This window comes from Methanosarcina sp. MSH10X1, from assembly GCF_004099695.1.
Classification (GTDB): Archaea; Halobacteriota; Methanosarcinia; order Methanosarcinales; family Methanosarcinaceae; genus Methanosarcina.
On sequence record NZ_SCHL01000013.1, the window covers coordinates 22,880 to 38,434 of the forward strand.

The following is a 15,555-nucleotide window of genomic DNA, read 5'->3' on the forward strand; positions in this document are numbered from 1 at the left end:
ATTGGCTTTATGTACGAGCAGGAGAGAAGGATCGGCTCCCGGTTAGAACTGAAAAGCAGATCAATATTCCACCGGAACTTCGGGCAGGAGGAGATAAAATCAGCGGCATTTCAGCGTCGAAGGGAATTCTCAGCCTTACATCGGGGATAATAAGTGTACTTATTTCCCTTTCTTTCTGGCTTGGAGCAGGAAGCTTATTCTTAACCTCTTTCGCAATACCTTTTTCCATTCTCGGAATCATCCTTGCCAGATCCCGATTGAAAGAAGCCGAAGACTCGGTTGCGAAAGCAGGGCTTACAGCAAGCGTGTTTGGTTTTTTACTTAACATTGCGTCCTTTATCTTTTTCCTCATCCTTTTCAGGTGAAGTCGGGGTTAAAAGAACTTTTTTCATTTTAATTTCCAATTTAATCTCTAATATTTTCCACACACTTTTATCTGATCTCTAGAAGACTTACGCAAAGGCATCCGCAGGAAAGACCTTTCAGGAGTGCTACAACGTAGAGATCGTAACCCAACTGACGAGTACATGAGGGTTTCAACGGAGCAAGAAAGAAGCTCGAAGAGCGCGGACTTATATTATGAGATCAAATTGAAACCCCTTTTGGAATAAAAACCGGTTATTAAATATGGTGGCTTAAAAAAGCGGTACGCAGGCTGCTTACCTCGATCGTGCCCGGGCTTCCGGGCTCGCCCCTGTCATTTCTCTTCGATTCCCTGTCATTTCTCTTCGATTTTTAACAGTTTACCAGGCTTTGACCTCATATTCCCATAGAAAACCCCGAAAATAAAAGTTTATAGAGTTAGTAATCTTTTTAAGCTTTTTTAATACCGGATGTACTCAGTCTAAAGATTTCCGGCTCTTTCCGATCTTCCTGCTAAGAAAAATTCCTTAACAGTGCTTTTTTCCCATGATAAAGCTCATATCCTCACATATCCATACTTACTTGAGAGAGAACCTGGGGGCGCGAAGGATTCTACCGCTCGACGAAAATGAAGCTCTGGAACTGGGGCTTACTCTGGTTGATGAAAAGAATGAAGCCGACATTAAAGAAGTCCTTAGCTACCTTTCCGAGCTTGCAATGAAATATGCAAAAGAAGGGCAGGAAAGCGACACAAAAAGACTGATCGAGTATATTAAAGAGATAGGGAAAGCGGCGGCTATTGCCGGTCTTGAGCCGATAGTTGTCAATACGCTTCTGCTTCTTTCTCCGGTTGCCAGAGAGGCATGCAGAAATCACATGGCGAATGCTCTAGTGAGCATTGCACTTGCGTTCGGAGAAATCGGGAAAGCCGCAGCAGGACAAAAAATGGAGATTCCCGCAAAGATTGCAGCTTCCTGCCTTGGCGAGATGGGAAACACTGCAGCTTCCAAAAAAGGCAAAAAGGAAACTATTGCAATCATTTTCGCTCTTGGCGAAATCGGAAAAAGCGTTACATGGCAGAGGTTAGGGGATGTCGCAAGCAGCACAGTAGCCCTTCTCGGAGAAACCGGAAAGGTCGCGGCAAGTCAGAAATTTGAGGACGCAGCGTTAAATGCCGAGCTATTGCTTCAGGAAATCGGAGCCGGAGCTATTGAGAAAGACCTGAGCGAAACTGTGGATATAAGTGTACGTTTTATCCGGGATATAGGAAAAACCGCAGACAGGCAGGGGCTTGATAGGGCTTTACTCCAGGCAGCTTATTCGCTTGAAACGATTAAATTCAATGCCGAGGATCGCTACCTGATGAGCGCGTCTATAATAGCGGAAGTGGCTCTCCTGCAATTTGAAAAACTGGAAATTCAAAGACTGGAAGATAAACTGAATAGGATTTCCAGGGGAAAGAGGAGATCGCCAGGTACAGGGTTATGAACTTTTCCACTCAGGTTAGTTTGTATTGTTGTTAAGTTAATCACTCAGTATCAGTTAAAATCACCAGGTATTGAATCGAGATACCTGCCTTCCTTACAGGGGAAGAAGTGAAGGAAGAATTATCTGGCTTTAAGGTACCTTTCCCGAAATAAGAATTTTAGTGGGGTGTTCTGAACGTCTATTTTAAACGAATCTGGGGCAACGGACCTCGGGCTGACTTCAGTTAAGGATAATGACGAACTTGGTGTGCTACGATCCATAGATTTCCTTACGGAACGCGGAACCGAGTATATAAATAAGAAACTTGAGCCTGATGCGAAAAAGGCTGTCATCAGCATAAGGGATATAGGTAATGCGGCTGTTTTCCAGAAAATGGAAATTGGGGTTTTTTTATCGCTCTTTTCGCTTGGAAAGATGGCTGAAATCGCAAGAGAGCAGAAAATGACCGACACCGGCTTGAGCATCCTCTACTCTCTGTGTGCGATCGGGAAAGCGGCAGTCGGGCAGAATATGGAGTCAGCGGTCAGGATTGCAGTTGGGTACCTTGGAGAAATTGCAAACTCCGCATCGCTTCAGAAAACTGAGAGAGAAGCTCTGGCTGCGGCTCTTGCCATAGGGTCCATAGGAAAAGAAACTTTCGGGCAGCAAAGCATCCATGTTCCGGAGAACGGAGGTTTTCTTCCTCCTAAGTCATATGTCCTCTTATCTCACCCTTACGGAAAAGAGGCAGTTATCCTTTCCGGAGAATTTCCGGGTATTTTAAGTTTGTTTATTCAGCAAGCAGGAGAAGCAGATCTCTCTCAGCATACTCCTGCCCTTTCCGATAATGAATCCTCTTACACGGATTTCAGTGACTTTGAAAATATAATCATGAAAGCTGCCAACTCCCTGGGAACAATGATTTTCGAAGTCAAAGAAAGGTTTCTAATAAGCCATATGCTTATGACGAAACTTGCCCTTGACACTCTCAATGGTTCGGAATATATACACGAAGCCGAATCTCTCGACTGAAAACTTCGAGAGGGCTGAATTGCCTCTCTTCCGAATAGTTCCGATCTGATTTTCAGTCCGGGAAATCTCCGGATTTCAGGATAGGCTGTTAAACTCAGAGCTCCGGATAAGTAAACTGTCAATTCTCGCACTGGCAGCCCTGACCTGCTTCAATGCATAATCTAATAAAAGCATGCCAGGTAAAAGCTGCAAATTATAAAGCTGGGAACCGCTGGAAATGGTTTAATAAAGGTTTTTACTATTTTTGAATTTTAGCTGATTATATAGTATAGATGACTGCATTTACAGAGCACTGGAAACAATGCTAATTCTAGCTAGCCCTAAAAATAATAAGATCATATGAAATTTAAGGTTTATTTTTCAGAATATGTATTTCAAAATGATTTTATTATCCCAAATTATTATTCTTACGCGTTGTTATAAAAGCAGGATTTATTCTTTGTCGGAATATCCTTATTAATTAGGGGGCTAGTGGTTAATGAAAGGGAATTTAGTTCAGATTATTATTATAATCTTCCTTTTTATGCTTGGGACAGCCGTAACCCAGGCCGATGCTGTGGTTATTACAGTAAACAACAGCGAGGAAGGAGACTATGCTTCGATTCAGGAAGCCGTCAATAATGCACAGAATGGCGATACTATTCTTGTAAGCCCTGGAGTATACAGAGAGAATATAATAGTGGATAAGGAACTCACAATTCTCTCAAGTTCCACTCTCTCGGGTCTGCCGACTAATCGTACCTATGTAATAGGTGCAGTACCTGACAATGCTGTCTTCAGCATCAGTTCTGGCAACGTAACAATAGACGGCTTTCATATTGCAGGAGATCCTTCCGGAAAGGATATGTACGGGAATGCCGGGCTTTACCTTGAGAATGTCCGGAACTGTTCATTAGGCAATAATACGCTGATACTCAATGATCTGGGCATTGTGCTCAAGAATTCCCGGGGCAACTATCTTAAAGGAAACCTTGTAAGTTCTGGGAACAGGGGAATTACGCTTGACAATTCTGAGGATAATATACTATCAAACAATCTGGTAGTAAGAAATAGCCAGGGAGTTTTATTGAGTAATTCCGTTAATAATACCCTTGTTAACAATACCGCAGGTTCCAACGAAATCGGCGTTTTCCTGCTAACGTCTCAGGGGAACAGGCTTGCTAATAACCTTATTTTGAAAAACGAATATGGAATCCGTGGGCAGACGGCAGGGTCAAACGTTTTGATCAGTAACAACCTGTACCTTAATGATATTGGAGTGCACCTTAACGATTCTTCTAACAATTCATTCTCTGAGAATGAATTTATTAATCTGGTCAATGCCGTAGACGGAGGAAGGAATCTCTGGAACAGCAGCCTGGCAGGTAACTTCTGGGATAGCCATACAGGAGCAGATGCTGACGGAAACGGTATAATAGATACTCCCTATGCCATAAACCGGACGGCAGGAGCTACGGATTATATGCCTCTGGTAAACAGGCTCTCCTCAGGCAAAGGTTCCCAAACTCTGAGTATTAACTGTAATGCCTTATTGAACCTGTTTAATAAAAAATACCCTCCGAACACTCCCAGTACTCGGGAAAAAAATGTTGTTGTCGAGACGACCGAGCTTGAGCAGATAAACGCATCCCTTGAGGAAGGCCCGGTTTTTTTGAGGCTCGGAGCTGAATGGTGCGGAGCCTGCCAATCCATGGGACCTATACTTGACGAACTGGCAGTCAGGTACGGGGAAAAAGCAACAATTATGTCCATAAATATAAACCAGAACGTCCAGCTTGCAACCTATTTTGAGGTAGGCTACATCCCTGATTCCTCCGTAATTATGGGCATTGAGAATGGGAAATACGTTTACATGCAGCAGGATGGGAATATTACCACAGATAGAGCTCAAGCAAGGATTGTTGGGCTTGAAGATAAAAGCGTCTTTGAAAAAGTTTTGGAACATGCCATAGCCTACGAAGAAAGAGTCAAATCCGGTTGAGGGAAACCTTTGACCGGTAGGCTTGACCCTGACTCGGCTTCATAATGCCTCAGAATAAAAGGATAAGATTCTTTTTAAATGAGACGTCCTGGTTACAAAACAGTAACACTAATAATCCCGTAACTTCATAGAGTAAGCGCGACTCTACTTCCTGTGCGAGCTATACTTCAGGTAACAAACTGACGTCAGGTGTGAATTAAATGCACAGGCAATGATTAAAAGATCTATAAGAAAAAACTGAGACTAGATGTATTAATATCACTAAAGAGGGGCAAAAAGGATGATTACATTAAACGAAGCCGAGGCCGTTGAAGTAAGTTTATCTGCAATTGACGAAGGAGATGAGAGAAGAGTTTTCGAGGCTCTGGATTCCCTTACAGGGATTGCGGCAGATTTCCTTTCTGAAAACGAAGAAGCAGATGCCAGGAGAGTTATTCTATCCATTGAAAATGCAGCACAGGTGGCTGCAGAAAGATATATGGAGCTTGTTACCATCAATTCTATCCTGTCTCTCGGGAAGCTGGCAAGGGTAGCAGCAGATAAAGGATTTGAATACGCCCTGAACAGGACCTTTATAGCAATAGGTAAAGTGGGAGAGACTGCAGCTACACATTTACTTGGAGCAGGTTCGAAGGTCGCTGCTACAACCCTTACGGAGATCTGGAAATTCTCTTCAGAATCATGGGATCAGGAGAAAGTAATTGCCTTTTCTTTGCTCTTTAAAGAGATAGGAGCCTCTGCTGCCAGAAAAGATATGGAGGAAGTCGTGCTCAGTGCAGTTACAGGTCTGGGAGAAATCGGGAAAAATGTTGCAGCAAGAAGCCTTGAGATTGAGACTGTCAGCACCCTGCTTTTGCTTGAGGAAATCGGCAAGCTTGCGGCGGAAAGTTACTTCGACGAAGCCCTGAGTTCAACAGCACTTTCCATAGAAGAAATAGGAAAACTATCTATCAAGAAAGGACTTGGTGACGCGGTTTTGCAGTGCCAGTGGGCGCTTGAGTCCCTCCGTATTCAGGCTGAGGAGAAGCTCCTGAATAACTCTTCAGTAGTGGCGGAACTGGCTCTGGATAATTTCATAGATGCAGGTTATACGGATTCTGAGGAAAAAGTGGAAAAATTCCAGGAAATAAAAGCCCTTCAGAAAGAAATCCAGTCTGCCCTGTAAACCCATACCAGGAAGGTTATGTGTCCACTTCTCTGTACATAAGCCCCTTATATAACCAATTCTCAACATAATAGCTCCCACGTAACCAGAATCCTTATATAATCGGGCTCTTCATTTTTATCCACAGTCCGGACTTATCCGGACTTTATAAGTTTCTATTTAACTTTTAATTAACATATTCTCTTTTTTCTATTTTTGCTTGATTTTTGAATCTTATCGAAAAATGGGACAAATAATCTCCTGGATGTTCCTGAAACTTACAAGCAATTTCTAGATGGAGGTAAAATTTTGCTTTTAGCAGAAACTCTTCCTCCCGAGTACGGGTATCACGTGGCTCAGGCATGATAAAAGACTAACTTCTTAAGAAATAATTAAGTCAGGTTAACCAGATATCAGGATTGCCGGCTTATTTTCGGATATAATTCCAGATATAATTTCGGATAAGATTTCGGATATAATTTCGAATATGGTTTCGGATATGATTTCGGATAAGATTTCGGATATGATTTCGAATATGATTTCCGTATGAGAAGTACTTTAAAAAAGCAGTTTCGGCAGAAACTGCAAAAAACGCCCGAATACTTTTTGAAAATTACTTGCTTACTTGAAACCATAAGTTTTAAATAAATTACTGAAGTATTTCTTTAAGGCAAAGCATCGTTCTACCAGTAAAAAACTTGAGGTTTCGAAGTGAAGTAATTAGATTTACCATTTGTATTTTACTGTGCATAGTATTCAACACAGTTGTTCAGGTAGGAGGAAGGTAAGGAGTTGAACCCTCCCCCCTACCATGGAGTTTTGTCTCTCTCATGCAGGAGAATATGCCAGAAAACCTGCATGAGTTTTTTTACTCATATGATATATATTATGCATGAAATGTATATAACTCTTTCTATTTAGTTAGTATGTGGGCTTTTCGGGTTGGTTTCTCTTCCGTATTTAGCAAAAAAAGTAACTGAAGTTTATGAGTAAATCCGGACTATTTTCTGCATTGCTATTTTTTATTCTAGCAATTTTTTAAAATTTTTACTTTTACAGCCTTTTAATTTATCTAATCTATTTTCTCAGTTTATCCGTTAATTGATAAAGTTATCAAGGATCTTCTGTTTATTGACAGGGGTTTTAAAAAGCTTTTTTTGGAATAATAGCCCTGAAATTCCCGATATACTTTTAAAATATAGGAAGCCTAATATCCGAGTAAACCTATATAAATAATTAAATTCTTAAAATCCGAGCAATTTCTAAAGGATTTTACTGGAAAGGGGTTTTAATATGTTCTCACTGAATGAACAAAAAGCTATCGAACTTGGAGAAAACGGAGAGCGAGCATTAAGAGAACAGAATGAATACGATGCGCTCCAATATGTTGACTACCTCCGGGAACTCGGAGAAGAACTGCTTGAGGCAGATTTAGAGGCGGACCTAAGAAGGGTCGTTATTTCGCTCCGGAATATTGGCAACAAAGCCATCCAGAAAAAGATTGAGGGTATTGCGTCAATGGTCCTTAACGACCTTAAATCTCTTTCTGAAACTGCTCTCAGCAAAGATTTCTCAAACGCTATGTGGTCTTTTTCAAAAGCTGTACAGGAGATTGGAAAAGGAGCAGTACAGTTCCAGATGCTTGAACCTGCAAAAACTGCGCTCGATACTCTTAAGATGATAGGGCTGGGAGCTGTTGAGAAGAAGATGGAAGTCGTAACCCTGTGGACAACCCTTGCTATCGGGGAAATGGCTTATCTTGCAAACCGGCAGCAACTTGAAGATTTAAGTAAGGCAGCAGTAGATGCCAGAGAAGAAATTATAGAAGCTTCAGAATTATCTGGCTTCAAGACAAGAGATGAAATTGAAATATACCCTCAGCTTATTGCGCAGACTGTAAGTCAATATTCAGAGCTCCAGGATCTACAGCCTGCAGGCTATGAGGCAAAACCCAATGAAGAATTCACAGAAGAGGAATTCTTTGAGGATGAAGGAGATATTGGAGAACAGGAATCCCAAACTGAGGGTGCCAAAAAAGAAGAATAATCCTGAAGCTCAGGAAATAAATGAGCCCGAGGCTCAGGAAACAAATGAGCCTGAGGCTCAGGAAATAAATGAGCCCGAGGCTCAGGAAATGCTTCTGGCTGTTTACACAGCCGGCTGGCTTTTTTTATAATTTTTGGAAAGCTCCAGAAAATTCTCGATTATTTTCAGCCCATTCGGAGTAAGTACGGATTCGGGATGAAATTGAAGGCCATAAATCGGATACTGCACATGTTCCACAGCCATGATGCTCCCGTCCTCAGCCCTGGCAGTAATTTTTATCCCGGGCGCAGGCTCGCCAATCTCAAGGGAATGATATCTGCCTGCTTCGAATGGGCTCTCAAAGGCTGAGAATAGTGCAGACTCCTCGTGCAGGATCTTAGAACTTTTCCCGTGCACCGGTCCTACTTTGCTTCTTCGGACCAATCCGCCAAAAGCCACATTGATTGCCTGGTGCCCGAGGCAGACTCCAAGCAAGGGGATTTCCCTGCCCAATTCCCTGATTATCTCCAGGCAGTTACCTATATCCCTTGAGTCAGAAGGACTCCCCGGACCCGGAGAAATAACCAGGGCATCAGGTTTTATCTGCCGGAGTTCTTCCAGGGAAACCGTATTGGGAAGTACCAGAGTATCTTTTTCGAAATAAGATATATAATCTACCAGATTCCAGACAAAGGAATCTTTATTGTTTATGAAAACTATCTTCACCTGAAAAAGCCCCCTGAGCTTGCCGTTTCTGGTATTTCGCATCCCCGTTATTCATCTTCAAACTCTCCTTCTCTGCGAACCTGTTTTCTGGATACCCTTCCTGTAGAAAGCCTTTCGTTAAACTTCTTCTCATATATTCCACCCCGGAATTACTTTGCCACCGCTTTAAAGCTCTCCGTCTATTGCCGCAAGCATTGCAGCCATCTTGCGCTCGGTTTCCCGGTACTCGTATTCCGGATCGGAGTCCGCTACGATTCCTGCCCCGGCCTGTACTGAGGCTTTCTTGCCCTGTACAAGCACGGTCCGAATTACTATTGCAAAATCAGCATCGCCATTCCAGCTGTAGTATCCGACCCCCCCGCCGTAAATCCCTCTTGGGGAAGCCTCAAGCTCGGAGATAATTTCCATTGCCCGGATTTTCGGGGCTCCCGAAAGCGTCCCTGCCGGAAATATTGCCCTGAAAGCGTCAAACTGGTCGCATTCCGGCCTCAAAGTTCCTGAAACCGTACTTTCTATATGCTGGACGTGGGAATATTTCAGGACTTTCATAAACTCGGAAACCTTTACCGAGCCGCTCTCAGCAACCATCCGAACATCGTTTCTCCCCAGGTCTACAAGCATTACGTGTTCAGCCCTTTCTTTTTCATCATGCAGCATGTGTGAAGCAAAAGCTTCATCCTCGGCTTCAGTTTTCCCACGGGGGCAGGTGCCTGCAATCGGATTTGTGATTAGAGTCCTTTTATGGACCGTCAACAGAGTCTCAGGGCTTGCCCCGACGATAGCCAGCCCTCCAAACTCGAAAATATACATGTAAGGGCTCGGATTGATTGCCCGGAGCTGCATGTATAGTTCGAAGGGCGACTGCTCAAGCCTGAATTCGCATTTTCTGGAAAGGACTGCCTGGAAGATATCTCCTGCAAAAATATGCTCTTTTGCCTGGAGTACGGATTCCTCAAACTCCTGCTCTCCGATGCCGCAGTCCGAAGCAGGTAAGCCTGTGCAGTTGGATTCGCCTGGCACTGTTGTTCCTGTCAAACCTCCTGGAAGGATAGCTTCCCTGAATACGGAGCAGAGCCTTTCAGCCTCCAGAAGGGCTTTTTCATAGATTTCTCCGGCATCCGAGCCCGGATTTACAAAAGGTGAAACCACAATATACATCTCATCAGTTATATGGTCGAACACAAAAGTTTTCGAAACCAGCAGGTACTGGAGTTCAGGAATTTCGGACTCGAAGCCTTTTTCGATTCCAAGCCAGCTGTCATAGACAGCATCATAAGCTGTATAGCCTATGGCGCCGCCAAGGAAAGTCTGCCTGTCAAAACGCTGTGCATTCAGAATCCCCATCCCGTTTGCAGGAGGAAAAGCCAGGCGAAGGGCATCGAAAGCATCTTTTCCCTGAGGAACCGGAGCCGTGAACTTTATATTTTTCAGTCCTGAGCGTTTTTTCTCCGGATTTTCCTCCTGCACGGTTCCAGGCCCGCAGACCTTCTCGACTCTTGACCGGACATCCTCATAGAAAGGCAAAGCGTCCGGGTTCAGGAGCGCAAGACACATCTTCCTGTCATTTATTTCAATTAAGGCATCCGGGTCATTTCCAACAAAGGAATACCTTGCCCGGCTTGCCTGTTTTTCCACGGATTCCAGCAGGTAGGAGTAGCCCGAAGTTCCTGAGGTCCGCAGGATGCGGTAAAGTTCAAGGGGAGAACAGGTAACGGTATCGATCTTTGCAAGGAGCTGTATAAAACCTGGCTGGCTTATCCCTGAAGCAAGCTCTTTGAATTCTTCTTTTCCAAGGTCAAAGGAAAGCATTGGCACACCTCACTTCCTCAATAAAATTTTTGATTTTCACGGCATCTTTTTTTCCGCAGGTTTCAACCCCGGATGCCGTGTCCACAGCATATGGGGAGACAGCCCTGATAGCTTCCTGCACATTACCTGGCTTGAGCCCCCCTGCAAGGATAAGGGGAAGCCGTGTTTTCTCTGAAATTCGCCGGCTCAGCGCCCAGTCATGCACACAGCCTGTGCCTCCGGGTTTCCCGGACCTTGCCGTATCGAGCAGGATGGAATCCACAACATTAGTTTCTTCTAGAAGACTGACTTTTTTGAGCAGATTTGAAACAGGAGCCGTATTTCCGGCTTTTTCGCCTGAACTTTCTCCCTGTATGGCTACGGATAAAGTTTTTATGATAGGGATGTCCGTTTTTTCTTTAATTATTTCAAGTTCGAGAAGGGGCAGCCTGGAATGGATCTGCACGATGTCTGGATTTACTTTTTCAATCAGCTTCACGGCTGTATCCGAATTTTCAGGCATAATAACCAGCACGGAGCTCAGGGTTTGAGGGACTCTGGAAACCAGATAGGCAGCAGTATCGGAATCGAGCTTTCTTGGGCTCTGAACAGGGACTTCGGTGATAAATCCGACTGCGTCGGCTCCGTAAAGAGCCGCGAGCTCGATTTCTTCAGGGCTAAGGATTCCACAGATTTTCGTTCTTGTTTTTGATTTCAAGCCCTTTCCCCCGATGCCGGGCTTAATACAGAAGATCTGGAGCGTATTACGATGTCTTTTCCCGGAAGAGTGACCTTACTGTTCTGTCCGTAAAACCCCGAGGTAAAAATCCTGAACTGGTTGAATTTTACCATGACCTTTCCGCTGTCAATGGCATCCTCGGCAATAGGAATTGCCTGCCGGATAGAGCCCACAATCCCGCTCACATAAAGAGCTGCGGCTGCATTTATGACTACAAGATCCCTTTTCGGGCCTTTTTGACCTTTGAAAATCCGCAGCAAATCCCTGGCATTTTCTTTCGGAGTACCGCCCACAATTTCTTTCTGGCTTGCCCTCAGCATACCCAGGGCTTCAGGGGTCAGGGTATAGGTGGAAACCCTTCCATTTTTGAGCTCTGCTACATAGGTCTCACCTGTGTTTGAAATTTCATCCATCCCATCCCCATGCACCACAAGGGCATGCTCGGTTCCCAGCTCGGCAAGAGCAAAAGCTATTGGTTCGCAGAGTTTTTTATCAAAAACCCCTATGACCTGCCCTTTTGCGCCCGCAGGATTGGTAAGGGGTCCCAGGATATTGAAAACCGTACGGACTCCAAGTTTTTTCCTGATCCCTGCAACCCTTTTCATCGCAGGGTGGAAAACCGGGGCAAACATGAACCCGATTCCTATTTCTTCTATTGTTTGCCTGACGGGTTCGGGTGCCAGGTCAATTTTAATTCCCAGGGCTTCAAGCACATCCGAACTTCCTGACATTGATGTGGCAGCCCGGTTTCCGTGCTTGGCTACAGGGACGCCTGTAGCTGCCGTTACAATAGCTGCGGCTGTCGAGACATTGATAGTGTTAAGGCCGTCCCCTCCTGTCCCGCAGGTATCTACAAGCCTGAAAGGTGTCCTGGGCCGGATTGTATTTGCAGCTTTCTTCATTCCCCTTACAAAGCCTGCAATTTCTCCGGGCTTCTCACCTTTTGCCCTCAGGGCAAGCAGAAATGCCCCAATTTCTCCGTCATGTGCGGTACTTAAGATCTCGCCTACTGCCGCTTCGGCTTCGTCCGGGCTCAGGTCACAGCCTTCTTCCAGCTTTTTAATGTACCTCTGCATTTTCTCCTGCCTCCTTTCAATTCCTGATTTCTCCCCTTCCGCGTTGTTTCAAAATTTTCGTGATTGCCTGCGTTCCTGATTTTCCGGGTTTTTTCCTTCAACTGGCTCTCCTTATCCCGGATTTGAGCTCTTCTGCAAGAGCTTTCAGCCTATCGTTTACATCTTTTCCTTCTTCTATAATCCTGACAAAAGCCGAGCCGACTATGACTGCGTCCGCTCCTGCTTCCCTGACTTCTGCAGCCTGCTTTCCCGTGGATATCCCGAACCCTACAGCTTTTGGAATCCCGGTTTCTATTCTGGAAAGCAATTCTCTGGTTGAGGATGAGATATCTTCCCTGGCACCGGTGACCCCGAGCCTTGAGACCAGATAGAGAAAACCTGAACCCTTTTCCAGGATCTTTCGGACCCGTCCTTCGGTTGTTGTAGGCGCAACCAGAAAGATCAGGTCAAGCCCGTACTTCTCACAGCTGTTATTCAGGTCAACCGCTTCCTCTACAGGGATATCAGGCACTATCAATCCGCTTATCCCGGCGTCGGCAGCCTGTTCTACAAATTTTTCCACGCCGTACCTGAATACCGGGTTGTAATATGTCATACAAACAAGAGGAATCCGGACCTCAAGGGTTTTAACAAGCTCAAAATAACGCCGGGTATCCATGCCGGCTGCAAGTGCCCGCTGGCCTGCCACCTGGATGGTCGGGCCGTCAGCCACAGGGTCAGAAAAAGGGAAACCGAGTTCTATGATATCCGCGCCTCCGTCTACCAGAGCCTTTACAATCTCCCCGGTTCCTTCCGCAGATGGATCTCCTGCCATTACATAGCAGATAAGGGCTCCTTCTTTTCTTTCCCTGAGTTCGGAGAATTTTTCGGAGATTTTTTGCCTTCTCATTTCAGATCCCCCCTCTCAGGCTCAGGACGGTTTCCAGGTCCTTATCGCCTCGCCCGGAAAGGTTTACAACCACGATCTCTCCAAGTTCTCCGGCTTCCGATGCTTTCTTCAGGTAGGCAAGGGCATGGGAGGATTCCAGTGCAGGAATTATTCCTTCAAGCCTGCTCAGTTCATGGAAAGCTTCGAGCGCTTCATTGTCAGTAGCATACCGGGCTGTGACCCGTCCGCTTTCGGACAGATAAGCCAGTTCAGGCCCGACTCCTGAGTAGTCAAGTCCTGCTGAAACGGATTCGGATTCAAGGATCTGTCCATTTTTGTCCTGCAGTACTTTTGTTCGAGCTCCGTGCAGGATTCCTTCTTCGCCTGCACAGAGGGAAGCTGAGTGCAGGGCTGCTTTTTCCGTACATTTCAGGGATTTTCCACCGGCTTCGACAGCAATCAGTTCAACTTCGGTATTCTCGACAAAAGGGTGGAAAATTCCCATTGCATTGCTTCCGCCGCCTGCACAGGCAATGATGGAATCAGGCATGAGCCCTTCTTTTTGCAAAATCTGTTCCTTTACCTCACGCCCTATAACGCTCTGGAAATCCCTTACTATTACAGGATAGGGATGGGGTCCTACAACCGAGCCTATGAGGTAATGCGTGTTTCCTATGTTTGTGACCCAGTCCCTGAAAGCCTCGTTAATGGCATCCTTAAGGGTTTTTGAGCCGGTTTCCACGGGCTTTACTTCCGTGCCCATTAATTCCATGCGGTAGGCATTCATCTGCTGGCGTTTGACATCCTTTGCGCCCATGTATACAACGGTTTCAAATCCGAGATTTGCCCCTGCCATAGCTGTTGCAGTCCCGTGCTGCCCTGCTCCGGTTTCGGCGATCAGCCTGGTTTTCCCCATGTATTTTGCAAGCAAAGCCTGCCCAATGGCATTATTTAACTTGTGGGCTCCTCCGTGCACAAGATCTTCCCTTTTGAGATAGATCTTTGACCCGTACTTCCTGCTCAGGTTTCGGGCAAAATAGAGCGGGGTCTTCCTGCCTGCAAATTCCTTCAGGTAATAGTCTAGTTCGGAAAGGAATTCAGGGTCGCTTTTGTACCGCTCGTAGCCTTCTTCCAGTTCTTCCAGGGCTGGCATGAGAACTTCTGGTACGTACTGTCCTCCATATTTCCCGTATTTCCCTTTTACCGGGCTTGTCTCACCAATTCCGGAATTTTCCTTTGAATCTGCGAGCTCACTTAAAGATGAGATTTTTGTCGGAAATTCTGAAATGTTAATTTCTGTCAATTCAACTACTCCCTTGTCTTTTTGATATAAACCGTGGCGTTATTTCAACTACATTGCAACATGGTTTTTAGCGTGATAGCTGAAGCAAAATTTAGTTTTTAACGGACCTTTGCCGGATCCTGAAAGAACCCTTAACGAATCCGGAGTGAATTTTAAATTGATTTTAAGTGCATTTTTCAACCCTGTCCAGCAGGCTGAAAGCACCGAAAAGTCTGAAAAACAGTTATTAACGCCAACCGGCGCTCTGGACGAATTCTTTCGTTTTATCAAAAACAGAAGCGCTTTCCATAAGTACAGATCCTATAAGCACGGCGTCCGCACCTGCCTGAATTACCCGCCTTACATCCCCTGCGCCGTTCATACCGCTTTCGCTTATTATAAGGTGATTTGTCCCGTGGTCAAGGTCATATTCCCGGATAACGGGTGCAAGTCCTTCCGTGGTAGCGAGGCTGATTTTTAGTGTCTCAAAATCCCGGTTATTAATTCCTATAATTCTTGCACCGGTTTTCAGGGCGAAATCAAGTTCTTTCCTGTTATGAACCTCAACCAGTGGCTCAAGTCCCTTCTCAAGGGCAAGCTCGACAAAAGCTTCAAGTTCTTCCCCGAGAATGCCCGCAATAAGGAGCACAAGATCACTTTTTGCTTCTTCAAGCTGCACCCTGTCTATAATAAAGTCTTTTCTCAGGACAGGCAAGCATATGGTTCTCCGGACTGCGTCCAGGTTTTCAAGCGAACCCCGGAACACTCCGGGCTCGGTCAGGACCGAAACTGCAACAGCACCTGCTTCTTCCATCTCCCAGGCAAGCCTGGCAGCCGTTGCAGGTGAAATCTCCCTGAAAGTTCTCCCTGGCGATGCAGGCTTGACCTCAGCAATTACAGGCACCCGCCCGTCATTCTTTGCATCTGCCACCGCAGAGAAAAAATCCCTTCTCTCAAAGCCCCTGCTCAGGTCTTCAAGGCAGGTTTGTGACCCTAAAGCCTGTACGCGGGTTTTTGTTGTGTTGAGAATATGGAGAATTGAATCGTGCATTGTTTATCACTGA

The 15,555-nt window shown here is 45.3% G+C and carries 14 protein-coding genes and 1 pseudogene; 7 read left to right on the plus strand and 8 right to left on the minus strand.

The window, feature by feature from the left end; genetic code table 11:
* Positions 1-7 precede the first annotated feature (7 nt).
* Complete coding sequence (locus EQO05_RS10725; protein ID WP_128506393.1) at positions 8-328, minus strand: hypothetical protein; 321 nt, start codon at positions 326-328, stop codon at positions 8-10.
* 119 nt (positions 329-447) lie between these two features.
* On the opposite strand from EQO05_RS10725, the pseudogene EQO05_RS15985 reads away from it, so the two are divergent.
* The 7 genes and pseudogenes from EQO05_RS15985 to EQO05_RS15575 all read left to right on the plus strand — a co-directional run.
* Positions 448-583: pseudogene (locus EQO05_RS15985) on the plus strand (monomethylamine:corrinoid methyltransferase); the annotation flags it as partial.
* A gap of 326 nt (positions 584-909) precedes the next feature.
* Positions 910-1,851 carry a hypothetical protein gene (locus EQO05_RS10735; protein WP_240664576.1) on the plus strand — a complete coding sequence of 314 codons (942 nt, stop codon included), beginning with the start codon at positions 910-912 and terminating at the stop codon, positions 1,849-1,851.
* Between the two features lie 246 nt (positions 1,852-2,097).
* A complete protein-coding gene (locus EQO05_RS10740) occupies positions 2,098-2,862 on the plus strand; it encodes a hypothetical protein (RefSeq protein WP_240664578.1) in 765 nt (254 codons plus the stop codon).
* A gap of 478 nt (positions 2,863-3,340) precedes the next feature.
* Positions 3,341-4,843 (plus strand): NosD domain-containing protein, encoded by a 1,503-nt coding sequence (locus EQO05_RS10745; protein ID WP_128506396.1) that lies wholly within the window; start codon positions 3,341-3,343, stop codon positions 4,841-4,843.
* Positions 4,844-5,123: 280 nt separating this feature from the next.
* Positions 5,124-6,008: a hypothetical protein gene (locus EQO05_RS10750; RefSeq protein ID WP_128506398.1), complete on the plus strand. Its 885-nt coding sequence runs from the start codon at positions 5,124-5,126 to the stop codon at positions 6,006-6,008.
* Between the two features lie 1,272 nt (positions 6,009-7,280).
* Positions 7,281-8,033, plus strand: coding sequence for a hypothetical protein (locus EQO05_RS10755; RefSeq protein ID WP_128506400.1), 753 nt, complete (start codon positions 7,281-7,283; stop codon positions 8,031-8,033).
* Entirely contained in the window at positions 8,014-8,163 is a 150-nt protein-coding gene (locus tag EQO05_RS15575) for a hypothetical protein (protein WP_164888532.1), read from the plus strand. The genes EQO05_RS10755 and EQO05_RS15575 overlap by 20 nt, the downstream gene beginning before the upstream one ends.
* On the opposite strand, the gene EQO05_RS10760 is transcribed toward EQO05_RS15575, so the two are convergent.
* The 7 genes from EQO05_RS10760 to EQO05_RS10790 form a co-directional block, all read right to left on the minus strand.
* Positions 8,136-8,738 (minus strand): aminodeoxychorismate/anthranilate synthase component II, encoded by a 603-nt coding sequence (locus EQO05_RS10760; RefSeq protein WP_205793787.1) that lies wholly within the window; start codon positions 8,736-8,738, stop codon positions 8,136-8,138. The genes EQO05_RS15575 and EQO05_RS10760 overlap by 28 nt on opposite strands.
* Before the next feature lie 165 nt (positions 8,739-8,903).
* Entirely contained in the window at positions 8,904-10,547 is a 1,644-nt protein-coding gene (trpE, locus tag EQO05_RS10765) for an anthranilate synthase component I (RefSeq protein WP_128506404.1), read from the minus strand.
* Positions 10,534-11,244: a phosphoribosylanthranilate isomerase gene (locus tag EQO05_RS10770; protein WP_128506406.1), complete on the minus strand. Its 711-nt coding sequence runs from the start codon at positions 11,242-11,244 to the stop codon at positions 10,534-10,536. Before EQO05_RS10770 ends, trpE begins: the two co-directional genes overlap by 14 nt.
* Positions 11,241-12,341, minus strand: coding sequence for an anthranilate phosphoribosyltransferase (gene trpD / locus EQO05_RS10775; RefSeq protein WP_128506408.1), 1,101 nt, complete (start codon positions 12,339-12,341; stop codon positions 11,241-11,243). Before trpD ends, EQO05_RS10770 begins: the two co-directional genes overlap by 4 nt.
* Before the next feature lie 97 nt (positions 12,342-12,438).
* Positions 12,439-13,230, minus strand: coding sequence for a tryptophan synthase subunit alpha (gene trpA, locus EQO05_RS10780; RefSeq protein ID WP_128506410.1), 792 nt, complete (start codon positions 13,228-13,230; stop codon positions 12,439-12,441).
* Position 13,231: 1 nt separating this feature from the next.
* Entirely contained in the window at positions 13,232-14,431 is a 1,200-nt protein-coding gene (gene trpB, locus EQO05_RS10785; RefSeq protein WP_128506452.1) for a tryptophan synthase subunit beta, read from the minus strand.
* Between the two features lie 307 nt (positions 14,432-14,738).
* Complete coding sequence (locus EQO05_RS10790; RefSeq protein WP_128506412.1) at positions 14,739-15,542, minus strand: indole-3-glycerol-phosphate synthase; 804 nt, start codon at positions 15,540-15,542, stop codon at positions 14,739-14,741.
* Positions 15,543-15,555: the final 13 nt, after the last annotated feature.